Genomic DNA, 25,232 nt, shown 5'->3' on the forward strand with positions numbered 1-25,232 from the left:
GGACCGTAAGGCGCCATGGATGGCGCATTACGAGCCCCCATGGACGGGTTCACGGCGGGTCCCGGGCCGGGCTACCCGGCGCCCTCCCACCGCCGCAACCAAGGCGCCCAGCCGTTGCTGTTGCTGTTGCCACCACCACAAACAAAAACGGGCACCCTCGCGGGCGCCCGTTTCAGTGACTCCAGCCTTTCGGCAGGGATCAGGCCTTTTCGGCTTCCACAACCACCTTGACGGTGGTTTCGACGTCGGCGTGCAGGTGAACAGTCACCTCGTACTCGCCCACGTTGCGGAACGCGCCTTCGCCCAGGATCACTTCGCTCTTTTCCAGCGGCAGGCCGACAGCGGTGAAGGCTTCGGCGATATCGCGCGGGCCGACCGAACCGTACAGCTTGCCTTCGGTCGAAGCGTTCGCAGCGATCGTGACGCTCTTGCCTTCCAGCTGCGCCTTGCGGGCTTCGGCGTCAGCGTGGATCGACTGGGCCTTGGCTTCGTAATCAGCGCGCTTGGCTTCGAACTCAGCCACGTTGGTCGCGGTGGCCGGAACGGCCTTGCCGGTCGGGACGAGGAAGTTGCGGCCGTAGCCCGGCTTCACGTCGACCAGATCGCCCAGACCGCCGAGGTTGGTGACCTTCTGAAGAAGAATCAGCTTCATGGTGTAGCTCCAAATATGTATTCGTTAGCGAGGCTCAGGCCCCGCAGCGGATGGCTGTCCGAATATCCGAACGGCAGACCTGGAAACCGCCCGACGCCATGCAGCGCGGGCGGCCAGATCCGCGAACGCGGCGACCGCAAGGCCGCCTGCCTTCATCAGACGTCGTGGTTGTCGGTGTACGGAATCAGGGCCAGGAAACGGGCGCGCTTGACGGCCGTTGCCAGCTGGCGCTGGTACTTCGACTTGGTGCCGGTCACGCGGCTCGGCACGATCTTGCCGTTCTCGGTGAGGTACTGGCGCAGGGTGTTGAGATCCTTGTAATCGATCTCCTTGACACCTTCGGCCGTGAACTTGCAGAACTTGCGACGACGGAAGAACTTGGACATGTCAGTGCTCCTTAAGCGGCCGAAGCGGCGTCTTCGCCGGCATCGGTGTCAGCGGCGGCGGGGGTGGTTTCACCTTCTTCGTCATCACGACGACGACGCTCGCCACGCTCGGGCTTGTCACCCTTCTCGTCCTTGCTCTTCATGATCAGCGACTGCTCGGTGTCAGCTTCGTCACGCTTGATGACGAGGTTGCGCAGCACGGCGTCGTTGAAGCGGAAGCTTTCCACCAGCTCGCTCAGCACGGCCTGGTCGCACTCGATGTTGAGCATGACGTAGTGGGCCTTCACCAGGTTCTGGATCGGGTAAGCCAGCTGACGACGGCCCCAATCTTCCAGACGGTGAATGGTGCCGTCGCCGTTCTCGACCAGCGCCTTGTAGCGCTCGATCATGGCCGGGACCTGTTCGCTCTGGTCCGGATGGACCAGGAACACGACTTCGTAATGACGACTCATGTGTTTTTACCTTTCGGATGTGGCCCTTTGAGGGCCGGACAGCCCCCCGCAGGTGAACGCGGTGGGGCAAGGGTCCTGCCCGGAATCAGGCAGGAAGCCGCGCATTGTGGCAGCAGAAGGGGTTACAGGCAAGCCGGGCGTGCGGAACAGGCCCGGCGCGCGGGCGATCAGGCCTTGTCGGCCTCGGTCGTGAAGCTCTCGCCGCAGCCGCATTCGGCGGTCGCGTTCGGGTTCCTGAACGTGAAGGTCTCGCTCAGCCCATGCTTGCCGAAGTCGATTTCAGTGCCGTCGACCAGGTCCAGGCTGGTGGCATCCACATAGATGCGGACCCCGTCCTGCTCGAAGACGGTGTCGCCCTCGCGCTCATCGCGGGCCAGATCGGTGATGTGGCCCCAGCCAGAACAGCCGGTGCGGGTCACGCCGAAACGCAGGCCCAGCGCGCCGGGGGTCTGCTCGACGAACTTCTGCACACGGGCAAAGGCAACAGGGGTAAGGCTTACGGCCATGACAGGCAACTCCAGCGGATCGTGATCATTATAGAGGGTATGGCGCGGCCCGGCTTCGACGGCCGTCGCTGCGGTTCACATGGCGCGCAGCCCCGGAGAGCGCGCGAAAAATGCCTCGCAAGCCGAACACCGCACCCGTTAAACTCCGTGTTCAGAGATCGAGTCGATCAACAGAGGATTCAAGTCATGACGGTGGTCAGCGTTGAACATGCGCTTGCCGGGAAGATCCCGGAAGGCGGCGAGGCAACAGTACGCGGATGGGTCCGCACGGTGCGCGGCTCTGCGGCGCTTGCCTTCGTCAATGTCACCGATGGCTCCTGCTTCGCCCCCATCCAGGTGGTGGCCAATGACACCCTGGCCAATTTCGACGACATCAAGAGCCTGACCCCGGGCTGCTCGGTGATCGCCCGCGGCACCCTGGTCAAGTCCCAGGGCAAGGGCCAGTCCTTCGAGATCCAGGCCAGCGACATCGAGATCGTCGGCCTGGTCGAAGATCCGCTGACCTACCCGATCCAACCCAAGCCGATGAGCCCGGAGTTCCTGCGCGAAGTGGCGCACCTGCGCCCGCGCACGAACCTGTTCGGTGCGGTCACCCGCATCCGCAACTGCCTGGCCCAGGCCGTGCACCGGTTCTTCCACCAGAACGGCTTCAACTGGATCAGCACCCCGATCGTGACCACGTCCGACGCCGAAGGTGCCGGCCAGATGTTCCGGGTCTCGACCCTGGACATGGCCAACCTGCCCCGCAACGACAAGGGCGAGGTGGATTTCAGCCGCGACTTCTTCGGCAAGGAAACCTTCCTGACCGTGTCCGGCCAGCTGAACGTCGAGGCGTACTGCCTCGCGCTGAGCAAGGTCTACACCTTCGGCCCGACCTTCCGTGCCGAGAACTCCAACACCACCCGCCACCTGGCGGAGTTCTGGATGATCGAGCCGGAAATCGCCTTCGCCGACCTGGCCGAAGATGCGCGCCTGGCCGAGCAGTTCCTGAAGTACCTGTTCCGCGCGGTGCTCGATGAGCGCGGCGATGACCTGGCCTTCCTGGCCGAGCGCGTGGACAAGAACGCGATCACCAAGCTCGAAGGCTTCATCAATGCCCCGTTCGAGCAGATCGACTACACCGAAGCGGTGAAGCTGCTGCAGAAGGCCGACAAGAAGTTCGACTTCCCGGTCGAATGGGGCCTGGACCTGCAGACCGAGCACGAGCGCTGGCTGACCGAAGAACACATCGGCCGCCCGGTGGTGGTGACCAACTACCCCGAGCACATCAAGGCCTTCTACATGCGCCTGAACGACGACGGCAAGACCGTCGCCGCGATGGACGTGCTGGCCCCGGGCATCGGCGAGATCATCGGCGGCAGCCAGCGCGAAGAGCGCCTGGACGTGCTCGATGCGCGCATGGCGCAGTTCGGCCTCGATCCGGAGCATTACGGCTGGTACCGCGATTTCCGCCGCTACGGTTCGGTGCCGCACGCCGGTTTCGGCCTGGGCTTCGAGCGCCTGGTGGTCTACGTCTGCGGGCTGAGCAACATCCGCGACGCGATCCCCTACCCGCGCGCACCGGGCAGCGCCGAATTCTGATCCCGACCACGGAGGCACCGAGCCCATGACCCTGTTCTTCGCGCTGTGTTTCGTCGGCGTGGCGATCGCCGGGTTCAGTGCCTTCGTGATCTTCTGGCCGCTGACCCTGGTCCACATCCGCGACCGCCACCCGGCGCTGGCGGATCGTTTCGGTGCGGGCGCGTTCCTGCGCCCGGACGCGCTGCGCTGGCTGCTCGGCCGCGACTATCGCCAGAGCAGCGACCGCTCGCTGACCGGCCTGGCCACGCCGGCCTGGCTCTCGCTGCTTACTCTTCTTGCCGGACTGGGCATGGCTGCCCTGCTCTGGCTGCTTTCGATGGTACTGACATGAACGACGACACTTCCCACCACGACGAGTGGTTCCTGGCCAGCCTCGGCAACACGCTGATCTGGGCCCGCCTGCGGGTCCGCCCGGCCGGCACCGCCGAGGTGCTGGACAGCGACGGCAACACGCTGAGCTATGACAGCGAAGACACCGCGCGCTCGCAGCTGTTCGACGCCGAGTTCGTCGCCTACGACGGTCTGGACGAAGAGGACGCCCTGGTGCGCGGCTTCTCGCTGCATGAAGTGCAGCCGCCGCAGGCCGACAGCGACGACGCGCTGCACGGCCGCATGGTCCAGAGCCTGGGCGCGCGGGCGTAACCGACGATGTTCATCCCGTCCGCCTTCGTCGAGACCGACCTGATCTGGCTGGACCGGCTGCTGGCGCGCGATGCGTTCGTCACCCTGGTCACCACCGGGGCCGATGGTCTGCCGCAGGCCACCCGCCTGCCGGTGCTGTACAAGCGCGATGCCGACGGCATCCTGATCGAAGGCCACTGGGCCAGGCCCAATCCGCAGGCGGGACACGCCGGCCCGGCGTTGATGCTGGTGCAGGGCCCGCACGCGTACATATCGCCAGGCTGGTATCCAGACAAAGCCGCGCAGGCGCGCGTACCGACCTGGAACTACGCGGCTGCGGAACTGCGTGGGGTGATGGAACCGACCACCGATCCGGACACGCTGATCGCCATGCTGGATGGCCTGAGCGCGCACTATGAAGCACAGGTGGGGGGTGACTGGGACCTGCTGCCGATCGAGCCCCGCCAGCAGCGCATGCTCGGCGGCATCGTCGGTTTCCGTTTCCGCCCGGCGCAGGTGCAGATCAAACTCAAGCTCAGCCAGAACCACCCCGAGGCCAACCAGTCCAGCGTGATCGACGCGCTGTCGGCACTGGACGCCCCGGCATCCCGCGAGCTGGCGCAGTGGATGCGCTGGCGCCGCGAGGGCGGCACGTCCGCCGACTGACCTTCCCCACTCCTGCGACGACGCGGCCATGATGGCCCCGCCTTGCCCCCACCCGACGTCAGGGACCCCGCACGATGAAAGACATCCACAAGCTGCTGCAGAACAACCGCGAATGGGCGGACCGGATCGAGAAAGAAGACCCGGAGTTCTTCCACCAGCTGGCCAAGCAGCAGCACCCGGAATACCTGTGGATCGGCTGCTCCGATTCGCGCGTGCCGGCCAACCAGATCATCGGCATGGCACCGGGTGAGGTGTTCGTGCACCGCAACGTGGCCAACGTGGTCGTGCACACCGACCTGAACTGCCTGAGCGTGATCCAGTACGCCGTGGACCAGCTGAAGGTGAAGCACATCCTGATCGTGGGCCACTACGGCTGCGGCGGTGTGCACGCCAGCTTGAACAACACGCGCGTCGGCCTGGCCGACAACTGGCTGCGCCACGTCGGCGATGTGGCGCAGAAGCATGCGGCGATCATGGACGCGATCGAGGAGCCGGAGCTGAAGCATGCCCGCCTGTGCGAGTTGAACGTCATCGAGCAGGTGGTCAACGCCTGCCGTTCGACGATCGTGCAGGACGCATGGGCACGCGGCCAGAAGCTGATGGTGCACGGCTGGGTATACAGCCTGAAGGACGGCCGGGTGCGCGAGATGGGCATCGACGTGGGCGCGCCGGAAGACCTGCAGCCGGCCTACGAGAAGGCTCTGTCCTACGTTCCGCGCCACGGTCGGCGCGACTGATCCTTCCTTTCTGCGGACAGCGACCATGCTTGCCTCCCCCATCAATCTGCTCGGCTGGATCGAGGAACACCGGCATCTGCTGAAGCCGCCGGTCGGCAACAAAATGATCGAGAACGGCGATTTCATCGTGATGGTGGTCGGCGGCCCGAACAGCCGGACGGACTTCCATTACGACGAGGGACCGGAGTGGTTCTATCAGCTGGAAGGGGAGATGACGCTGAAGGTGCAGGAGGATGGCGCGGTACGCGACATTCCGATCCGCGCGGGCGAGATCTTCCTGTTGCCGGGTGGCGTGCCGCATTCGCCGCGCCGTCCGCCGGGCGGTGTGGGCCTGGTGGTGGAGCGCAAGCGGCTGGCGCATGAGCGCGATGGGTTGATGTGGTTCTGCGAGCGGTGCAATCACAAGTTGTATGAGGAGTTTTTCGCGCTGGAGAACATCGAGACGGATCTGCCGAAGGTGTTCGATCGCTATCACTCTTCGCTGGAGCTGCGCACGTGCGATGCGTGTGGGCATGTGGATCCGTTGCCTGCGAACTGAAAGCCAAGCGGCGCTTGAATTGCCTGGAAGTGGGCCGGCGGGGGGGGTTCCGGGACCCGCCGCAAGTACGTCCATGTAGCCTCGTAGTGCGGCATCCATGCCGCACACGGTCCCGGAAACCCACCCCCACCGACCCATCCACGCTGCGTCGGTGCGCATGGGAAAAAACGGAGTCAACTGCTGCTTTCCTCCGGCGACGGCGACGTAGCAACTGCAGTAAAACCGCAGCAGCAAGATCAACAGCGCTGGCATCAACACTGCCAACGTCGGCGTAGGCGCCAGCATAGCCGCCCTCGCCTGCACCCAAGTCAGCGGCGAAAGCTGGAGCAAATGCCGGCTAAAGGGGGAGCACGCACCGCCGTTGCGCATGGGCGCAGCCAGCTGGTTCTCGGCTGAGCCGAGTCGAGCACTTATTCATCGCTCTTCGCTCGCCCATACTGACTCTCAAGCTGCACCGCAGAACAGTCCAAGGCATAGCCCCCGCCTTTCCCGTGCACCCCAGCCAACTGTCAGCGGGCCGGTGTGGGTGGGTCTGCAGGACCGTGTGCGGCATGGATGCCGCACTACGAGCCTACATGGACGTACTTGCGGCGGGTCCAGCAGACCCACCCACACCGGCCCGTCCACTGGAACTCTAGTCGCCCTGGCTTCGGCTTGGGCTCTGGCCTCGGACAAATCAACACCGCAAGCCAGATTCAGCCCACACCCCCACCACCCGGATAAACTGTCGGTTCACTGACACCGCCGGTTGCACCATGTCCGAGATCCTCAGCCGCACCCATGCCGTTGCCCTGGACGCCGCCGATCCGCTGCGCGCCCTGCGCAACGAATTCGTCTTCCCGCAGCACAACCACCGCGACCAGACCTACTTCGTCGGCAACTCGCTGGGCCTGCAGCCGCGCGGCGCCCGGGGTGCCGTCCAGGAAGTCATGGACAAATGGGCCGCGCTGGCCGTGGAAGGCCACTTCACCGGCGACACCCAGTGGCTGCACTACCACCGCCTGGTCAGCGAACAGCTCGCCCGCGTCGTCGGCGCCCTGCCCAGCGAAGTCGTGGCGATGAACACCCTCAGCGTCAACCTGCACCTGATGATGGTCAGCTTCTACCGGCCGACGACCGAACGCCCCGCCATCCTCATGGAAGCCGGCGCCTTCCCGACCGATCGGCACGCGGTGGAATCGCAGATCCGCTTCCACGGCTTTGATCCGGATACCGACCTGATCGAAGTGCAGCCCGACGAGTCCAACGGCACCATCTCGCTGCAGGCCATCGAACGCGCCATCACCGAACACGGCCCGCGCCTGGCGCTGGTGCTGTGGCCCGGCGTGCAGTACCGCAGCGGCCAGGTCTTCGATCTGGAGGCCATCACCCGCATGGCCCGACTGCAGGGTGCACGGATCGGTTTCGATCTTGCGCACTCCGTCGGCAACGTGCCGCTCGCGCTGCACGACATCGCGCCGGATTTCGCCGTGTGGTGCCATTACAAATACCTCAACGCCGGCCCGGGCGCCGTCGCCGGCTGCTTCGTGCACGAACGCCATCATCGCGATGCCACGCTGCCGCGTTTCGCCGGCTGGTGGGGCCATGAGGAAGCCACCCGCTTCAAGATGGCGCCGCAGTTCGTGCCCGCCGTCGGTGCCGAAGGCTGGCAGCTCAGCAATCCGCCGGTACTGGGCCTGGCACCGCTGCGCGCCGCGCTGGACATCGTCGACAAAGCCGGCGGCATCGAGGCGCTGCGGACCAAGTCGCTGCGCCTGACCGGCATGCTCGATGCCCTCGTGCGTGCCCGCCTGTCCGGCGTGCTCGAGGTGCTGACCCCGTCCGAACCCGAGCGCCGTGGCTGCCAGCTCTCGCTGCGCGTGGCCGGTGGCCGTGAGCGCGGCCGCAGCCTGTTCGAATACCTGCAGACCGTGGGCGTGCTCGGTGACTGGCGCGAGCCCGACGTGATCCGCATCTCGCCGACACCGCTGTACAACCGCTACCTCGACCTGCACCACTTCGTCGAGGAAGTCGAAGCCTGGGCCGGTCTCTGACCCGACCGCCCTCCCCGCCCCCACGGATATCGCCTTGATCGCTACCCCCTCCCGCTCGCTGAGCATCATCGGCGCAGGTCTGGCCGGTTCACTGCTGGCCATCCTGCTGTCCCGCCAGGGCTGGCAGATCACCTTGTATGAGCGCCGCGGCGACCCGCGCGTGAGCGATTACGAGTCCGGCCGTTCGATCAATCTGGCGCTGGCCGAGCGTGGCCGCCATGCGCTGCGCCAGGCCGGTGTCGAAGACGCGGTCATGGCCAAGGCGGTGATGATGCGCGGGCGCATGATCCACCCGCGCGAGGGCGAACCGCAGCTGCAGCGCTACGGGCGCGATGACAGCGAAGTGATCTGGTCGATTCACCGCAAGGACCTCAACACCACCCTGCTGCAGCTGGCCGAGGATGCAGGCGCGACCGTGCATTTCCACCGCCGTCTGCACACCGTGGATTTCGATGCCGGCTACGCGCGTTTCATCGATGACCGCGACGACCAGCCGCACGACATCCGCTTCGATACCCTGATCGGTGCCGACGGGGCCGGCTCGGCACTGCGCGCGGCGATGAACCGCAAGCAGCCGCTGGAGGAGCGCATCGACTTCCTGGATCACTCCTACAAGGAGCTGGAGATCCCGCCGACCGATGACGGTGGTTTCCGGATCGAGGCCAATGCACTGCACATCTGGCCGCGCGGGCACTACATGTGCATCGCGTTGCCGAACGACGAAGGCACGTTCACGGTCACGCTGTTCCTGCCCAACGAAGGCGACCCGAGTTTTGCCACCACCAACAGCGGCGCCGAGGCCGAAGCGCTGTTCGCGCGCGACTTCCCCGATGCGCTGGCGCTGATCCCGAACCTGCGCCGCGATTGGGAGCAGCACCCGCCCGGCCTGCTCGGCACGCTGCACCTCAAGCATTGGCACATGAAGGGCCGCGCGGTCCTGATCGGTGATGCCGCGCACGCGATGGTGCCGTTCCACGGCCAAGGCATGAACTGCGCGTTCGAGGACTGCATCGCACTCGCGGCCCACCTGTTGGAGCAGGACTCGCTGGGCGAGGCGTTTGCCGCATTCGAGGCCGACCGCAAGCCGAATGCCGAAGCGATCCAGCAGATGGCGCTGGAGAACTACCTGGAAATGCGCGATCGCGTGGCCGATCCGCAGTTCCTGCTGCAGCGCGAACTGGAACAGGCGCTGCAGGCGCGCTGGCCGACCCGCTTCGTGCCGCATTACACGATGGTCACCTTCCTGCGTACGCCGTATGCCGTTGCGCTGGCGCGTACCGAGCTGCAGCGGCGCATGCTCGAGGATGCCACCGCCGGGCACGACAGCCTGGCGCATATCGACTGGGCCGCACTGGAGCGCCTGGTCCACGAACAACTGCCTGTCCTGGAGGGTGCGCACTGATGGCCGACAGCTTCCTGTTCTACGACCTGGAGACCTTCGGACAGGACCCGCGCCGCACGCGCATCGCGCAGTTCGCCGGTATCCGCACCGATGCCGATCTGAACATCATCGATGAACCGGTCAGCTTCTACGTCAAACCGGCCGACGATCTGCTGCCCTCGCCGATCGCCACCCTGATCACCGGCATCACGCCGCAGCACGCACTCAGCGCCGGCGTCACCGAGGCCGAGGCGTTCTCGCGCATCAACGATCTGATGGCGCGGCCGGGCACCTGCTCGCTGGGCTACAACACCCTGCGCTTCGACGATGAGTTCGTCCGCCACGGGCTGTTCCGCAACTTCTACGATCCGTACGAGCGCGAGTGGCGCAACGGCAACTCGCGCTGGGACCTGTTGGACATGATGCGGGTGCTGCACGCGCTGCGCCCGGACGGCATTGTCTGGCCGCAGCGTGAGGATGGCGCGACCTCGTTCAAGCTCGAGCACCTGGCCACGGCCAACAACGTCCGCCAGGGCGATGCGCATGAAGCGTTGTCCGACGTCTACGCGACGATCGGTCTGGCGAAGCTGTTCAAGCAGGCCCAGCCGCGCCTGTGGGACTACGCGCTGAAGCTGCGCGACAAGCGGTTCGTCGGCAGCCTGCTGGATGTGGACGCGATGCAGCCGGTACTGCACATCTCGATGCGCTACCCGGCCCAGCGCATGTGCGCCGCGCCGGTGCTGCCACTGGCGCGCCATCCCTTCATCAACAACCGCATCATCGCGCTCGACCTGGACGGCGATATCGAGCCGCTGCTCGAGCTGCCCCCGGAAACCATCGCCGCGCGCCTGTACACCCGTGCCGCCGACATGGCCGAAGGCGAGCAGCGCGTGCCGCTCAAGGAAGTGCACCTCAACAAGGTGCCGGCGCTGGTCGCCTGGAACCACCTGCGCCCGGCCGACCATGCCCGCCTGGGCATCGACCCGGCCGCGATCGAGGCCAAGGCCGAGCGTCTGCGCCAGATCGGCCCCGCGCTGGCCGAGAAGGTCCGCCAGGTGTACTCGGGCGAGCGCACGCTGGCCCCCAGCGATGTGGACGCCTCCCTGTACGACGGCTTCCTCGCCGACGGCGACAAATCCCTGATGTCGCGCATCCGCACCAGCCCGCCCGCGGAACTGGCCAGCTTCGCCGAGCGCCTGCGCGACCCGCGCATGCCCGAGCTGTTGTTCCGCTACCGCGCCCGCAACCACCTCGACACCCTGGACACCACCGAGCGCTCACGCTGGAACGACTATCGTCGCCAGCGCCTGCTCGGCGATGCGTCGCTGGGCGAACAGACCCTGCCGCAGTTCACCGCGCAGCTGGACGCACTGGCCGCGGAGCACGCCGACGATGCCGGCAAGCTCGCCCTGCTGCAGCACCTGCGCGACTGGGGCACCCACCTGCAGAGCAGCCTATGAGCACGTATTTCAGCCCGGCCACCTTCACCTTCCTGCGTGGCCTGGCCCGCAACAACGACAAGACCTGGTTCAACGAGCACAAGCCGAAGTACGAAGAGCACGTCCGCCAGCCGTTCCTGCGCCTGATCACCGATCTGCAGCCGGACCTGGCCGCGGTCAGCGAGCACTTCCGTGCCGATCCGCGCACCGTGGGCGGTTCGCTGTTCCGCATCTACCGCGATGCGCGCTTCTCCAACGACAAGTCGCCCTACAAGAGCTGGCAGGGCGCACGCCTGTTCCATGAGCGGCGCAAGCAGGTGCCGGCGCCGTCGTTCTACATCCACCTGCAGCCGGGCGAGAGCTTCGTCGGCGCCGGCCTGTGGCATCCCGAGCCGGCCACGCAGCGCAAGGTGCGGCATTTCATCGTCGACAACCCGGGCAGCTGGAAGGCCGCCGCGCATTCGCCGGTGCTGCGGAAGAAGTTTGATTTCGAGGAAAGCGAGAAGCTGGTGCGCGCCCCGCGCGGATTCGAACCGGATTTCGAGTTCATCGACGATCTCAAGCACCGTAACTGGGTGTTCTGGCGCTCACTGGACGACGCCACGATGACCGGGCCGCGACTGCGCCAGACGATCGCAGCCGATCTGGTGACGCTGGCCCCGTTCGTGGATTACCTGTGTGCGGCGCTGGACCTGGAATTCTGAGCTTCACGTGCGCTGACGCCGGCTGCGGCAAGCTGGGCGCCAACACTGCAAGGCAGATCCGATGAAAAAACTGCTCTGGCTGACGGTCGTCCTGCTGGTGGTGCTGGCGGGCATCGTGTTCAGCGGCCCCTATGTGACGGTGCATGGCCTCAGCCGCGCGATCGAACAGCGCGATACCGCCAAGCTCGACCGCTACGTGGACTTCCCGATGCTGCGCGCCAACCTGCGCGCGCAGCTGAGCGACTACGTGGTGCGCCGCGCCGGGCCGGACCTGCAGTCCAGCCTGTTCGGTGCGCTGCTGCTCTCGGCCGGTGACCGCCTCAGCGCGACCGCGGTGGATGCGCTGGTGACCCCGACCGGCATCGGCGCCCTGCTCGAGGGCCATACCCTGTGGAAGCGCGCCAGCAACGACCTGGACAGCCCCAGCAACGATGCCTACGCGGCGCCACGACCGGCGCGGCCGCTGAACGGTGCCACCCATCGTTTCGAGTCGCTGTCGCGCTTTACCGCCACCACCCATACCCCGCAGGGCGCGCCGGTGGTGTTCGTCCTGCAGCGCTCGGGCCTGCGCTGGCGCCTGGTCGACATCCGGCTGCCATTGAATCCCGAGACCACCGCCCCGTCGGCCCTGCCGATCCGGTAGGTACCCACCGTTGGTGGGTACATCGGCGCCACCGTTGGTCGGTACATGGACCCACGCACCTCCGGGCGGCGCATCAACCGTCGTTGGCTACACCATGCGGCACATGCCCGGCCGCCACGCTCTGGTGCTGCAGCGCGCTGTCGATGTTGTGCTGGGAATCGTCGAAGAAAATGTCCGCGCCGAAGGCTTCCAGGAACGGCCCCTTGTGGCGGCCGCCGAGGAACAGCGCTTCATCCAGGCGCACGCCCCATTCGCGCAGGGTGCGGATCACGCGCTCGTGCGCCGGCGCCGAGCGCGCGGTCACCAGCGCGGTGCGGATCGGCGCATCCTCGCCCGAGGGGAACACGGCCTGCAGGGTGTGCAGGGCCGACAGGAAATTGCGGAACGGGCCACCGCTGAGCGGCTCGCGGGCGTTCTCGCGCTCGTGGCGCCCGAAGGCTTCCACGCCCTGCTCGCGCGAAATGCGCTCGCTCTCGTCACCAAAGATCACCGCATCACCATCGAAGGCGATGCGCAGCTGGCCCAGCGGACGGCCGAGATCGACCTGTTCGGCCGCGGCGATGGTCTCGCCCGGTGGCTTGGGCAGGATGGTCGCGGCGGCAATGCCGTGCAGCAGCGCGCGGCGCACCGACTCCGGGTTGGCCGACAGGAACAGATCCGTGCCGAACGGCTTCACATACGGCCAGGTCGGCTCGCCCGCGGTGAACGTCGCGCGGATGATGCCCAGGTCGTAGTGCTGGATCGAATTGAAGATGCGCAGGCCGGTATCGGCCGAATTGCGCGAGAGCAGGATCACTTCCACCCGCGGCTGTTCCGGCGACTGGCCCTGGTTGAGCGCGAGCAGCTTGCGCACCACCGGGAAGGCCACGCCGGGGCGCAGCACATCGTCTTCGTGCTTGCGCTGGTACTCGGCATAGGCATCGACGCCTTCGGCCTCGAACAGCGCGTGGCCCTCTTCCAGATCGAACAGGGCCCGCGAAGTCACGGCAACGGTCAGCAAGCGGGGGGTGTTGTCGCCCATGGCAATCAGCAATCCAATGCGGCCGCAGCGGCCGGCCAGCCATTCTCCCACAGAGCATGGCCACCACGGCCGTGCCCGGTCAGAACATGAACTGCTCGCTCAGGATCCGGTCTTCCAGATTGTGCTCCGGGTCGAACAGCATGGTGACGCGGCGCTCGCGCGATTCGCGGATGGTCACTTCCACCACATCGCGGGTTTCATGCGAATCGGCGGTGACACTGACCGGGCGCTTGTAGGGGTCGAGCACGCGGAACCGCACTTCGGTGTCGGCCTTGAGGATCGCCCCGCGCCAGCGGCGCGGACGGTACGGGGCCAACGGGGTCAGCGCGATGGTGTGCGAGCCCAGCGGCAGGATCGGGCCGTGTGCGGAGTAGTTGTAGGCGGTGCTGCCGGCCGGGGTGGCGACGAGCACGCCGTCACCGATCAGCTCGGCCACGCGTTCCTGTCCATTGAGGTCGATGCCGATGTGCGCGGCCTGGCGGGTCTGGCGCAACAGCGAGACGTCGTTGTAGGCCAGCGAGCCGGTGGTCGTGCCGGATTCGGTCAGCGCCAGCATCTCCAGCGGGCGCAGGTTGGCCGGCTCGGCCGCGGCCAGGCGTGCCGGCAGGTCGTCATCACGGAACTGGTTCATCAGGAACCCCACCGTGCCCAGCTTCATCCCGAACACCGGTTTGCCCAGCGCGCCATAGCGATGCAGCGCCTGCAGCAGGAAGCCATCGCCACCCAACGGGCACAGCACTTCGGCCTGCTCGGGCGTGTAGTCGCCATAGCGGGCCCGCATCTGTGCCAGGGCAAGCTGCGCCGCTTCGGTGGAACTGGCCAGGAAGGCGATACGGGGGGAAGCGCTCATCAAACATCCGGTGGGGCGGGTTGGCCAGAGCATACCCGCCACGTCCCCGGTAGGCCACGACCGTTGGTCGTGGCGTGGGGCGCCGGTCATGTCGGCGTCCGCACCGACCAACGGTCGGTGGCTACCGGATGCCGGCAGCCGACATGCAGGGAACCGAAATGAAAAAACGGCCCCGCCGAAGCGGAGCCGTGTGTTTCTCATGCAATGCAGTTACCAGCCCCCCCATCCCTCTGGAGCAGAGCCCCCCTGAGTCAGGGGGGCGCGCCGAAGGCGCGGGGGTCTGGAGGCATCGTTTGCATGGGGCCCACGGTTTGCAAAGCAAACCGTGGGGCGTCAGCGCGAATGCGCTTACGCACCATGCGAGGCCAGCTGACCCAGGCGCTGGACCGCGACCGAGACGGTCGGGTAGTCCAGGGTCTTCTGCTCGGCCAGCTCGGCCAGCATCGCCAGGGTGAAGCGCAGGCTGCTGTCGTCGCGGCCCATCCAGGCGGCGACCTTGGCTTCGGCGCTGCTGCCCTTCATCGACAGGACCTGGGCAGCCAGGTTGCGATGGTGGGCGGCCAGCTCGTCGCGCAGCACGCCACGGGCCACGGCGTGCCAGCGGCCGTTGACCTCCAGCGCGTCGATCTGCTCGAACAGCCACGGCAGCTGCAGGGCGTCGCCCAGGCGGAAGTGGACCTTGGAGACGTCCACCGGCTTGAGCTTGCGGGTCCGGGCCAGCTCGATGATGTCGAACGCCGGCTCCAGGAACTGCAGTTCCGAGAGCTGCTGCGACAACGCCGGCGGCAGGCCCTTGTCCTTCCACTCCTGCACGCTCGCCTCGTAAGCCGGGCGCTGCGAATCGGGCAGCACGCCGGAGGCCACGCGGATATCGTTGAAGGCGGCCTGGTAACGGTTGACCGCTTCGGTGATGCCCGGCATGGCGCCCGGGCGCGACAGCAGCCAGCGCACGAACGAGCGCTGCAGCTTCCAGATCACTTCCAGCGCGTCGATCTGCACCGACTCCGGCAGCGTGCCGTCGAGGGCGTCGATCTGTGCCCACAGGGCGCGTGCGTCCAGCGTTTCACGGCTGATCGTGTACGCCTTGGCGACCTCGGCGACGGTGCGGCCGGTGTCTTCCTGCATGCGCATCAGGAAGGTGGCGCCCATGCGGTTGATGGTCTGGTTGGTCACGGCCGTGGCGATGATTTCGCGCTTCAGGCGGTGACGCTCCATCGCATCGGCGTACTTCTTCTGCAGCGGCGTCGGGAAGTAGCGCTGCAGTTCCTTGGACAGGTACGGATCTTCCGGAATGTCCGACTCGAGCAGCTGCTGGAAGGCCACCAGCTTGGAGTAGGACAACAGCACCGAGAGTTCCGGACGGGTCAGGCCCTGGCCACGCGCCTTGCGTGCGGACAGTTCCGCATCCGAGGGCAGGTACTCGATCTGGCGGTCCAGCAGGCCCTGCTGTTCCAGCGTGCGGATGAAGTGCTGCTTGGACCCCAGGCGCTTGACCGCCATGCGTTCCATCAGGCTCAGCGCCTGGTTCTGACGGTAGTTGTCCATCAGCACCAGCGCGGCCACTTCGTCGGTCATCGAGGCGAGCAGCTTGTTGCGCTGTTCGACGGTCAACTTCTTGGCCCGCACCACGTCATTGAGCAGGATCTTGATGTTGACTTCGTGATCGGAGGTGTCCACACCGGCCGAGTTGTCGATGAAGTCGGTGTTGAGCAGCACGCCGGCCTGGGCGGCTTCGATGCGGCCCAGCTGGGTCATGCCCAGGTTGCCGCCCTCGCCCACCACCTTGCAGCGCAGCTCGCCGCCATTGACGCGCAGCGCGTTGTTGGCGCGATCGCCGACATCGCTGTGCTGCTCGCTGGCCGCCTTGACGTAGGTGCCGATGCCGCCGTTCCACAGCAGGTCCACCGGCGACTTCAGGATCGCGCTCATCAGGTCGTTCGGGGTCATCGACTTGATGCCCTCGTCCAGGCCGAGTACCTCACGGACCTGCGGGGTGATCTCGATCGACTTCAGCGTACGCGGGTACACGCCGCCGCCCTTGCTGATCAGCTTGGCATCGTAATCGGCCCAGCTGGAACGCGGCACGGTGAACAGACGCTCGCGCTCGACGAAGGTCGTGGCGGCATCCGGGTTCGGGTCCAGGAAGATGTGGCGGTGATCGAACGCAGCGACCAGGCGGATGTGGCGCGACAGCAGCATGCCGTTGCCGAACACGTCGCCGGACATGTCGCCCACGCCGACCGCGGTGAAATCCTGGCTCTGGCTGTCACGGCCCAGCGCACGGAAGTGGCGCTTGACCGACTCCCACGCACCGCGTGCGGTGATGCCCATGCCCTTGTGGTCGTAACCGACCGAGCCACCGGAGGCGAACGCGTCGCCCATCCAGAAGCCGTGCGCCACGGCCAGGCCGTTGGCGATGTCGGAGAAGGTCGCGGTGCCCTTGTCGGCCGCCACCACCAGGTACGGGTCGTCCATGTCGTGGCGGACCACGTCCACCGGCGGCACGATCTTGTTGTTGACGATGTTGTCGGTGATGTCCAGCAGGCCCTGGATGAACAGCTTGTAGCAGGCCACGCCGTTGGCGAACACCGCATCACGGTCGCCGTTGACCGGCGGCATCTTGGCGAAGAAGCCACCCTTCGCGCCGACCGGCACGATCACGGTGTTCTTGACCATCTGTGCCTTGACCAGGCCCAGCACCTCGGTACGGAAGTCTTCGCGACGGTCCGACCAGCGCAGGCCGCCACGGGCGACGGCACCGAAGCGCAGGTGAGTACCTTCCACGCGCGGGCCGTACACGAAGATCTCGCGGTACGGGCGCGGCTTGGGCAGGTCCGGCACCAGCGCCGAATCGAACTTGAAGCTGATGACGTGGCCCGGACGGCCCTCGGCATCGGTCTGGTAGTAGCTGGTGCGCAGGGTCGCATCGATCACGCCCATGAAGCTGCGCAGGATGCGGTCCTCATCGAGGCTGGACACGCGGTCCATCAGCTTCAGCAGCGCATCGCGCGCGGCATCCATCTGCACGGTGCGGTCGCCCTTGCGCGCATCGACCACGGTCTTGAGCACTTTAAGGGTGGCTTCGTCACCGCCGGCGAGCACGGTCAGGTGCGAACGCAGCTGGGCCTGGCCCTCGGCGATCGCGTCCTTGCTCTCGTGGCCGGTGGCCGGATCGAAGCGGGCTTCGAACAGCTCCACCAGCAGGCGGGCCAGCAGCGGGTAACGGGTGAAGGTACCTTCCACGTAGGCCTGCGAGAACGGCACGCCGGTCTGCAGCAGGTACTTGCAGTAGCCACGCAGCATCGCGACCTGGCGCCAGTGCAGGCCGGCGGCGAGCACGAGGCGGTTGAAGCCGTCGTTCTCGGCATCGCCGTGCCACACGCGGGCGAAGGTTTCACCGAAGGCGGCATCGACGCTCGGCGCATCGATCGCACCGGCCACCGATTCCACTTCGAAGTCCTGCACGTACACCGGGGCGTTGTCGACCGTCAGGCGGTACGGACGCTCGGAGATCACGCGCAGGCCCATGTTTTCCATCATCGGCAGCGCGTCCGACAACGGAATGTCGTCCAGCTGGCGATACAGCTTCAGGCGCAGGCCATCGCCTTCTTCGCGATGCACGGCCTGCAGGCTCAGGCGCAGATCATCCGGACCGGTCAGCGCATCCAGCTGGCTGACGTCGTTGGCGGCGATCTCGGTGCTGGAGTCTTCGATGTAACCGGCCGGCAGCGCCTTGCCGATACGCGCGGCGATGCGCAGGCCTTCGCCTTCACCGTGGCGGGCGACCAGCGCTTCGCGCAGATCGTCCTGCCAGTTGCGCAGCACCTGGGCGAGCTTCTGCTCCAGTTCGCTGGTGTCCACTTCCAGGGTCTGGCCTGCCTTCGGACGCACGATCAGGTGCACCTGGGCCAGCGGCGACTCACCGAGCACCACCGAGCTGTCCACGTACTCGCCCTGCAGGGCGTCCTTGAGCATCGCTTCGATGCGCAGGCGCACATCGGTGTTGAAACGTTCGCGCGGCAGGTACACCAGCGCGGAGATGAAACGGCTGTACTTGTCGCGGCGCAGGAACAGGCGGCTGCGCACGCGCTCCTGCAGGCCCAGCACGCCCATGGCGGTGCGGAACAGTTCGTCCTCGCTGGACTGGAACAGTTCTTCGCGCGGCAGGGTTTCCAGGATGTGGCGCAGCGCCTTGCCGCTGTGGCTGCTCGGCGCCAGGCCGGACTTGCTCATCACGTATTCGTGGCGCTGGCGCACCAGCGGGATTTCCCACGGGCGGCGGTTGTAGGCGCTGGAGGTGAACAGGCCCAGGAAGCGCTGCTCGCCGATGATCTTGCCCTTGGCGTCGAATTCCAGCACGCCGATGTAATCCATGTAACCGGAGCGATGCACGCGCGAACGGGCATTGGTCTTGGTCAGGATCAGCGCGTCCTTCAGGCCGGTGGTGGCATTGAGACCCTGCGCGGCGAGCGTCTTGACCGGGCGTGCAGCGGACTTGTCCTGCCCGCGCATCAGGCCCAGGCCGGTGTCGTTGAGCGGCGCCAGCACGTCTTCCTTGCCCTGCTTCTCCACGCGGTATTCGCGGTAGCCGAAGAAGGTGAAGTGGTTGTCGGCGGCCCAGCGCAGGAACTCCTGTGCTTCGGCGCGCGACGCGGCATCGACCGGCAGCTGGCGGCTGCCCAGGTCGTCGGCCAGGCTCTGCGCCTTGGCACGCATCGCGTCCCAATCGCGGACGATGGCACGCACCTCGTCCAGCGCCTTGATGATCGCCTTCTCGACGTCGGCCATGGCCTCGGCTGGCTGGCGGTCGATCTCCAGCAGCATCACCGATTCGGCGGTGCCGTCGCTGACACCAGTCAGCTTGCCGGCCTTGTCACGCGCGAAACGGATCACCGGGTGACCCAGCACGTGCACGCCGACGCCATGCTCGGCCAGCGACATCGTGACGGTGTCCACCAGGAACGGCATATCGTCGTTGACGATCTGCAGCACCGTATGCGGCGACTCCCACCCGTTGCTCTTCAGCGTCGGGTTGAACACGCGGACGTTGGCCTTGCCGGACTTGCGCACACGCGCGAATTCCAGCGTGTCCGCTGCCAGTGCGGCCCACTCCTCCGCGCTGTGGTGCGGGAACTCGTCCGCCTCCATGCGCTTGTAGAAATCGGCGGCAAAAGCCACTGCCTCGGCCTGCCCGGCCGACGGGTAGCGCTTGCGCAAGGCCGTGTACACCGGCTCCAGCGAGAAGCCCACTGGCGAAACAGTCTGCGTATCGGCTGGTTTGGATTTGTTTTTCACGGTCTTGGCTGCTGGTTTTTGCGGTTTCATGACGGAGCGGTGCGTGATGCTCAGTTGGGAAAATGAAATTGTAGGCCTACCGCACAGAAATACCTTGCTGCAGGACGGAATAAGATCATTCGGGTTGGGTGGCGTTTACATCGGTGGTGTCAATTCGGCCGGGTACGGACATGGGCATCGGGATGTGCCATGGCGCAGCGACGGCCGCTTCCATTGCAACGTGACGTCGGGTATCAAACGCTGCGGAAAAACAAGGCTTCTACAATTCTGAACTGGACGGTATAGTCCACCGCGTGACTCCCCCACACCCCGCCGCCAGCACCCTGGACGCGCGCGATCACCGCGTGTTCGATGCCGTGCGCGAACTGCTGGCCAGCCAGGGCATGCAATTGAGCATGGATGCGGTGGCCCAGCACGCGGGCTGCTCCAAGCAGACGCTTTACAGCCGCTACGGCAGCAAGCAGGAACTGCTCAGGCGGGTGATGCAGCGGCATGTCTGCCGCGCCACCGCCGGGCTGCGCTCACTCGACGGTGATGACCTGCGTGGCAGCCTGCTGCAGTTCGCCAATGACTACCTGGACCACTTCAATCAACCGCACGTGGTCCAGGCCCGGCGGCTGATCGCAACCGAATCCAGCCAGTTCCCCCAGGAAGCCCGTACCCTTTACCAGGACGGCGCCGGGGCCCTGGCGCTTCATGTTTCTGAATGGCTGGCAACACGGGCCGCCCAGGGCCAATTGAGGCATGACGACCCGCACTTCATGGCTGAACTGCTATTGAGCATGATCGCCGGATTGGATTTCGAGAAACAACGTTTCCACATCCCCCACCGCGATGACGCCGCCGTGCGCCGCCGCTGGGCAGAATTCTCCGTCGACAGCTTCCTGCGCGCCTTCGCTGCGCCCGAAGCCGCCACGGCTTCGCATTCAAACCAACACCGGAGCTTCTCCTGATGATCGCCCCACTCCGCACCCTTGCCCTGACGTGCGCAGTCGCCTTTGCGTTGACCGCCTGCAAGAAGGAAGAGCAGCAGGCCCCGCCGCCGCCGGAGGTGGGCGTGATCGAGGCCAAGCCGCAGACCCTGCCGCTGCAGCGCGAGCTGGTCGGCCGCCTGTCGCCGTTCCGCAGCGCCGACGTGCGTGCCCGCGTCCCGGGCGTGCTGCTCAAGCGCGTGTATCAGGAAGGCTCGGACGTGAAGGAAGGCCAGGTGCTGTTCCTGATCGACCCGGCACCGCTGCGCGCTGCACTGAATGCCTCGCAGGCCGAACTGGCCTCGGCCCAGGCCACCGCCGCCAATGCCAAGGCCGCTGCCAACCGCGCCCGCTCGCTGGCGCCGCAGGCCTACGTCTCCAAGTCCGACCTGGATGCGGCCGAAGCCACCGAGCGCACCGCGGCTGCCGCCGTGCAGCAGGCCCAGGCCTCGCTGGCCAGCGCGCGGATCAACCTCGGGTATGCCGAAGTGCGCTCGCCGATCAGCGGCCGCGCCGGCAAGCAGCAGGTCACCGAAGGCGCGCTGGTCGGCCAGGGTGATGTGACCCTGCTGACCACCGTGGACCAGCTCGACCCGCTGTACGTGAACTTCTCGATGAGCGTGGATGAGCTGACCCAGATGCGCGCGGCCCAGGCCAAGGGCGCACTGGCCCTGAGCGGGGACGGCAAGTCCACCGTGCAGGTGAAGCTGGCCGACGGCACGGTCTACGACCAGCCGGGCACGCTGGACTTCTCCTCGACCACGGTCGATCCGGCCACCGGCGCGGTCTCGCTGCGCGCGGTGCTGCCGAACCCGCAGCAGATCCTGCTGCCGGGCGCCTTCGTCAGCTTCCAGGCGACCCTGGGTGAGCGCAACAACGCCTACCTGGTGCCGCTGCAGGCGCTGCAGCGCGACACCACCGGCGGCTATGTGCTGGTCGTGGGCAAGGACGGCAAGGTCATCCGCAAGAACGTGAAGAGTGAAGGCCAGCAGGGCAGCAACTGGCTGGTCAGTGGCGGGCTGGATGCCGGCGACCAGGTCATCGTGGCCGGCGTGCAGAAGGTCAAGGAAGGCGAGCCGGCCAAGGCCGCCCCGTGGAACCCGGCCGCCGGCAACGGCAATGGCCAGGCGCCGGCGGGTGCTGCTCCGGCAGGGGCCGCTCCGGCGGCTGCCGCCAAGCCCGATGCCGCTGCCGCCCCGGCCGATGCCGCCGCCGACACGTCCGACGCCGCTCCGGCTGCCGAACCGAACAAGCAATAACGGGAATCCTCCGTCATGCCTAAATTTTTCATTGAACACCCGGTATTCGCCTGGGTGGTCGCGATCCTGATCTCGCTTGCAGGCGTGATCTCGATCCTGGGTCTGGGCGTGGAGTCCTACCCGAGCATCGCACCTCCCCAGGTGACGGTGAGCGCCACCTACCCCGGCGCCAGCGCCGACACCGCCGAAAAGTCGGTCACCCAGGTGATCGAGCAGCAGCTGACCGGTATCGATCACCTGCTGTACTTCAGCTCCTCCTCGGCCTCCAACGGCCGCGTCACCATCACCCTGACCTTCGAGACCGGCACCGATGCCGATATCGCCCAGGTCCAGGTGCAGAACAAGGTCTCGCTGGCGACCCCTCGCCTGCCGACCGAAGTGACCCAGCAGGGTGTGGTGGTGGCCAAGGCCAACGCCGGCTTCCTGATGGTGGTGGCCCTGCAGTCCGACAGCGCGTCGATCGACCGCGATGCCCTCAACGACATCGTCGGTTCGCGCGTGCTCGACCAGATCTCGCGCATTCCCGGCGTGGGCAGCACCCAGCAGTTCGGTTCCGAGTACGCCATGAACATCTGGCTCAACCCGGAGAAGATGCAGGGTTACGGGCTGTCGGCCACGCAAGTGCTGGCCGCGATCAAGGACCAGAACGTGCAGTTCGCGGCCGGTTCGCTGGGCTCGGATCCCTCGCCGGAAGGACATTACTTCACCGCGACGGTCTCGGCCGAGGGCCGCTTCAGTTCCCCGGAAGAGTTCGAGAACATCATCCTGCGCGCCAACACCGACGGCTCGCGCGTGCTGCTCAAGGACATCGCCCGCATCGCCTTCGGTGCGAACAACTACGGCTTTGACACCCAGTACAACGGCAAGCCGACCGGTGCCTTCGCGATCCAGCTGCTGCCGGGTGCCAACGCCCTGAACGTGGCCAACGCGGTCACTGCCAAGATGGACGAGCTGTCGCCGAGCTTCCCGGCCGGTGTCAGCTGGTTCTCGCCGTACGACAGCACCACCTTCGTGAAGATCTCGATCGAGGAAGTGGTCAAGACCCTGATCGAAGCGGTCGCGCTGGTCTTCCTGGTGATGCTGATCTTCCTGCAGAACTTCCGCGCCACGCTGATCCCGACCCTGGTCATCCCGGTCGCGCTGCTGGGTACGTTCCTGGGCATGAGCATCATCGGCTTCACCATCAACCAGCTGACGCTGTTTGCGATGGTGCTGGCGATCGGCATCGTGGTCGATGACGCCATCGTGGTCATCGAGAACGTCGAACGCATCATGACCGAGGAGAAGCTGCCGCCCAAGGCCGCCACCCAGAAGGCCATGACCCAGATCACCGGTGCGGTGGTCGCGATCACGGTCGTGCTGGCCGCGGTGTTCATTCCGTCGGCCCTGCAGGGCGGCGCCGCCGGTGAGATCTACAAGCAGTTCGCGCTGACCATCGCCATCGCGATGGCCTTCTCGGCGTTCCTGGCACTGGGCTTCACCCCGGCGCTGTGCGCGACGTTCCTCAAGCCGACGCACAACGATAAGCCGAACATCGTCTACCGCACCTTCAACAAGTACTACGACAAGGTCAGCAACACCTACGTGGGCCACATCACCTCGGCGGTGAAGCACGCCCCGCGCTGGATGATCCTGTTTGTGGTACTGACAGCGCTGTGCGGTTTCCTGTTCACGCGCATGCCGGGCAGCTTCCTGCCGGAAGAAGACCAAGGCTATGCGCTGGCGATCGTTCAGCTGCCGCCGGGCTCGACCAAGTCGCAGACCAACCACGCGTTCGCCCAGATGCGCGGCATCCTGGAAAAGCAGGATGGCTTCGAAGGCATGCTGCAGGTGGCCGGTTTCAGCTTCGTCGGTTCGGGTGAAAACGTGGGCATGGGCTTCATCCGCCTCAAGCCCTGGGCGGACCGCGACATCACGGTGCCCGAGTTCATCAACAACATGAACGGCGCGTTCTTCGGCATCAAGGAGGCGCAGATCTTCGTGGTCAACCTGCCCACCGTGCAGGGCCTGGGCCAGTTCGGCGGCTTCGACATGTGGCTGCAGGACCGTGGCGGCGTGGGCTATGAGCAGCTGACGCAGGCGCGCAACATCCTGCTCGGCAAGGCCGCGCAGGAAAGCGATCTGCTGACCGGCGTACGCCCGAACGGCCTGGAAAACGCGCCGCAGCTGCAGTTGCACGTGGACCGGGTGCAGGCGCAGACCATGGGCCTGTCGGTCTCGGACGTGTACAGCACCATCCAGCTGATGCTGGCCCCGGTGTACGTCAACGACTTCTTCTATGAAGGCCGCATCAAGCGCGTGACTCTGCAGGCCGATGGCCCGTACCGCACCGGCGCGGAGTCGTTGAACAGCTTCTACACGCCGAGCACGCTGCAGACCAATCCCGACGGCACGCAGGCGATGATTCCGCTGAGCACCGTGGTGAAGTCCGAATGGGTGTCCGCACCGCCGTCGCTGAGCCGCTACAACGGCTACTCGGCGGTCAACATCGTCGGTTCGCAGGCGGCCGGGCGCAGCTCGGGCGAGGCGATGCAGGCGATGGAGCGGATCGTCAACGACGACCTGCCGGCAGGCTTCGGCTACGACTGGTCGGGCATGTCCTACCAGGAAATCCTGGCCGGCAACGCCGCGACCCTGCTGCTGGTGCTGTCCATCGTGGTGGTGTTCCTCTGCCTGGCCGCGCTGTATGAAAGCTGGTCGATCCCGGTGGCGGTGCTGCTGGTGGTGCCGCTCGGCGTTCTCGGCGCGCTGGCCTTCTCGCTGGCACGTGGCCTGCCGAACGATCTGTACTTCAAGATCGGTCTGATCACGGTGATCGGCCTGGCCGCGAAGAACGCGATCCTGATCGTGGAGTTCGCGGTGGAACAGCGGGCCGCGGGCAAGAACCTGCGCGAAGCGACCATCGAAGCCTCGCGCCTGCGCTTCCGTCCGATCCTGATGACCTCCTTCGCCTTCATCATGGGCGTGGTGCCGATGGCCATCTCCACCGGTGCCGGCGCCAACGCGCGTCACGCGATCGGTACCGGCGTGATCGGCGGCATGGTGTTCGCCACCTTCCTGGGTCTGCTGATGATCCCGGTGTTCTTCGTAGTGGTCCGCCGCATGCTGGGTGACAAGCTGAACGAACCGTCCAAGGAGTTCCTGGAGCGCCAGGGCGAAGCCAACACGTCCCACCGTCCGGATCGTTGATGCACAGGGGCAGCCACAGCTGCCCCACCCTGCCAGGTGACCACCGTGGGTGGTCACGCTGATCGGTAGGTGACCCCCGTGGGTGGTTACTGATAGGTAGGTGACCACCGTTGGTGGTCACACTGAAATGCAAAAGCCCCGGCGCGAGCCGGGGCTTTTTTGTGTGCCGTGCAAGAAGGGTAGAGCCACACCATGCGTGGCTCAGGCGATGCACGCGCGCCTGGGACGCCGGTAGTGGGGGGCGCGGGGGCGCGCCGCCCCAAGCACCCCCCCCCAAGGGCGCCCGAGATGCGGCCCCCAGCCGCCCC

Annotated in this window: 20 protein-coding genes and 1 pseudogene; 14 read left to right on the plus strand and 7 right to left on the minus strand. The window is 66.2% G+C overall.

The window, feature by feature from the left end; all coding sequences use genetic code 11:
* Positions 1-199: 199 nt before the first annotated feature.
* The 4 genes from rplI to ABE473_RS17615 all read right to left on the minus strand — a co-directional run bounded on the left by rplI (position 200) and on the right by ABE473_RS17615 (position 1,996).
* A complete protein-coding gene (gene rplI, locus ABE473_RS17600) occupies positions 200-652 on the minus strand; it encodes a 50S ribosomal protein L9 (RefSeq protein ID WP_346490386.1) in 453 nt (150 codons plus the stop codon).
* A gap of 155 nt (positions 653-807) precedes the next feature.
* A complete protein-coding gene (gene rpsR / locus ABE473_RS17605; RefSeq protein ID WP_002804494.1) occupies positions 808-1,038 on the minus strand; it encodes a 30S ribosomal protein S18 in 231 nt (76 codons plus the stop codon).
* An 11-nt stretch (positions 1,039-1,049) separates the two neighbouring features.
* Positions 1,050-1,490: a 30S ribosomal protein S6 gene (gene rpsF / locus ABE473_RS17610; RefSeq protein ID WP_346490387.1), complete on the minus strand. Its 441-nt coding sequence runs from the start codon at positions 1,488-1,490 to the stop codon at positions 1,050-1,052.
* 167 nt (positions 1,491-1,657) lie between these two features.
* Positions 1,658-1,996, minus strand: coding sequence for an iron-sulfur cluster assembly accessory protein (locus ABE473_RS17615; protein WP_123729654.1), 339 nt, complete (start codon positions 1,994-1,996; stop codon positions 1,658-1,660).
* A 186-nt stretch (positions 1,997-2,182) separates the two neighbouring features.
* Here ABE473_RS17615 and asnS point away from each other — a divergent pair, with 186 nt between their 5' ends.
* The 11 genes from asnS (at position 2,183) to ABE473_RS17670 (ending at position 12,339) form a co-directional block, all read left to right on the plus strand.
* Positions 2,183-3,577 carry an asparagine--tRNA ligase gene (asnS, locus tag ABE473_RS17620; RefSeq protein ID WP_346477675.1) on the plus strand — a complete coding sequence of 465 codons (1,395 nt, stop codon included), beginning with the start codon at positions 2,183-2,185 and terminating at the stop codon, positions 3,575-3,577.
* A gap of 25 nt (positions 3,578-3,602) precedes the next feature.
* Positions 3,603-3,908 (plus strand): hypothetical protein, encoded by a 306-nt coding sequence (locus ABE473_RS17625; protein WP_266085667.1) that lies wholly within the window; start codon positions 3,603-3,605, stop codon positions 3,906-3,908.
* Positions 3,905-4,219, plus strand: a complete 315-nt coding sequence (locus ABE473_RS17630) for a hypothetical protein (protein WP_121037851.1) — start codon at positions 3,905-3,907, stop codon at positions 4,217-4,219. Before ABE473_RS17625 ends, ABE473_RS17630 begins: the two co-directional genes overlap by 4 nt.
* A 6-nt stretch (positions 4,220-4,225) precedes the next feature.
* Positions 4,226-4,864: an FMN-binding negative transcriptional regulator gene (locus ABE473_RS17635; protein WP_346490388.1), complete on the plus strand. Its 639-nt coding sequence runs from the start codon at positions 4,226-4,228 to the stop codon at positions 4,862-4,864.
* A gap of 74 nt (positions 4,865-4,938) precedes the next feature.
* Positions 4,939-5,601: a carbonate dehydratase gene (gene can, locus ABE473_RS17640; protein ID WP_346490389.1), complete on the plus strand. Its 663-nt coding sequence runs from the start codon at positions 4,939-4,941 to the stop codon at positions 5,599-5,601.
* Between the two features lie 25 nt (positions 5,602-5,626).
* Positions 5,627-6,139: a 3-hydroxyanthranilate 3,4-dioxygenase gene (locus tag ABE473_RS17645; RefSeq protein WP_346477679.1), complete on the plus strand. Its 513-nt coding sequence runs from the start codon at positions 5,627-5,629 to the stop codon at positions 6,137-6,139.
* Positions 6,140-6,894: 755 nt separating this feature from the next.
* Positions 6,895-8,172, plus strand: coding sequence for a kynureninase (gene kynU / locus ABE473_RS17650; RefSeq protein WP_346490390.1), 1,278 nt, complete (start codon positions 6,895-6,897; stop codon positions 8,170-8,172).
* 34 nt (positions 8,173-8,206) lie between these two features.
* Positions 8,207-9,574 (plus strand): NAD(P)/FAD-dependent oxidoreductase, encoded by a 1,368-nt coding sequence (locus ABE473_RS17655; RefSeq protein WP_346490391.1) that lies wholly within the window; start codon positions 8,207-8,209, stop codon positions 9,572-9,574.
* Positions 9,574-11,013: an exodeoxyribonuclease I gene (sbcB, locus tag ABE473_RS17660; protein WP_346490392.1), complete on the plus strand. Its 1,440-nt coding sequence runs from the start codon at positions 9,574-9,576 to the stop codon at positions 11,011-11,013. The genes ABE473_RS17655 and sbcB overlap by 1 nt, the downstream gene beginning before the upstream one ends.
* The gene (locus ABE473_RS17665; RefSeq protein WP_019184359.1) at positions 11,010-11,696 is read left to right on the plus strand and encodes a DUF2461 domain-containing protein; all 687 of its coding nucleotides are present in this window, start codon (positions 11,010-11,012) and stop codon (positions 11,694-11,696) included. The genes sbcB and ABE473_RS17665 overlap by 4 nt, the downstream gene beginning before the upstream one ends.
* A 61-nt stretch (positions 11,697-11,757) precedes the next feature.
* A complete protein-coding gene (locus tag ABE473_RS17670; protein ID WP_346479834.1) occupies positions 11,758-12,339 on the plus strand; it encodes a DUF2939 domain-containing protein in 582 nt (193 codons plus the stop codon).
* A gap of 73 nt (positions 12,340-12,412) precedes the next feature.
* Here the strand turns inward: ABE473_RS17670 and ABE473_RS17675 are convergent, their stop codons facing one another.
* The 3 genes and pseudogenes from ABE473_RS17675 to ABE473_RS17685 all read right to left on the minus strand — a co-directional run.
* Positions 12,413-13,360, minus strand: coding sequence for a 5'-nucleotidase (locus ABE473_RS17675; RefSeq protein WP_088434636.1), 948 nt, complete (start codon positions 13,358-13,360; stop codon positions 12,413-12,415).
* Positions 13,361-13,439: 79 nt separating this feature from the next.
* Complete coding sequence (locus ABE473_RS17680) at positions 13,440-14,210, minus strand: NAD kinase (RefSeq protein ID WP_176990886.1); 771 nt, start codon at positions 14,208-14,210, stop codon at positions 13,440-13,442.
* A 348-nt stretch (positions 14,211-14,558) separates the two neighbouring features.
* Positions 14,559-19,451: pseudogene (locus ABE473_RS17685) on the minus strand (NAD-glutamate dehydrogenase domain-containing protein); the annotation flags it as partial.
* Positions 19,452-19,798: 347 nt separating this feature from the next.
* Here ABE473_RS17685 and ABE473_RS17690 point away from each other — a divergent pair.
* From ABE473_RS17690 to ABE473_RS17700, 3 genes are read left to right on the plus strand one after another with little or no spacing between them, the layout of a single operon-like run.
* Positions 19,799-20,458 carry a TetR/AcrR family transcriptional regulator gene (locus ABE473_RS17690; protein ID WP_346479835.1) on the plus strand — a complete coding sequence of 220 codons (660 nt, stop codon included), beginning with the start codon at positions 19,799-19,801 and terminating at the stop codon, positions 20,456-20,458.
* On the plus strand, positions 20,458-21,735 hold the full coding sequence (locus ABE473_RS17695) for an efflux RND transporter periplasmic adaptor subunit (RefSeq protein ID WP_346490393.1): 1,278 nt from the start codon (positions 20,458-20,460) through the stop codon (positions 21,733-21,735). The genes ABE473_RS17690 and ABE473_RS17695 overlap by 1 nt, the downstream gene beginning before the upstream one ends.
* 15 nt (positions 21,736-21,750) lie before the next feature.
* Entirely contained in the window at positions 21,751-24,924 is a 3,174-nt protein-coding gene (locus ABE473_RS17700; RefSeq protein WP_346490394.1) for a multidrug efflux RND transporter permease subunit, read from the plus strand.
* Positions 24,925-25,232: the final 308 nt, after the last annotated feature.

The organism is Stenotrophomonas sp. TWI700, from assembly GCF_039673645.1.
GTDB classification, from domain to species: domain Bacteria; phylum Pseudomonadota; class Gammaproteobacteria; order Xanthomonadales; family Xanthomonadaceae; genus Stenotrophomonas; species Stenotrophomonas maltophilia_AA.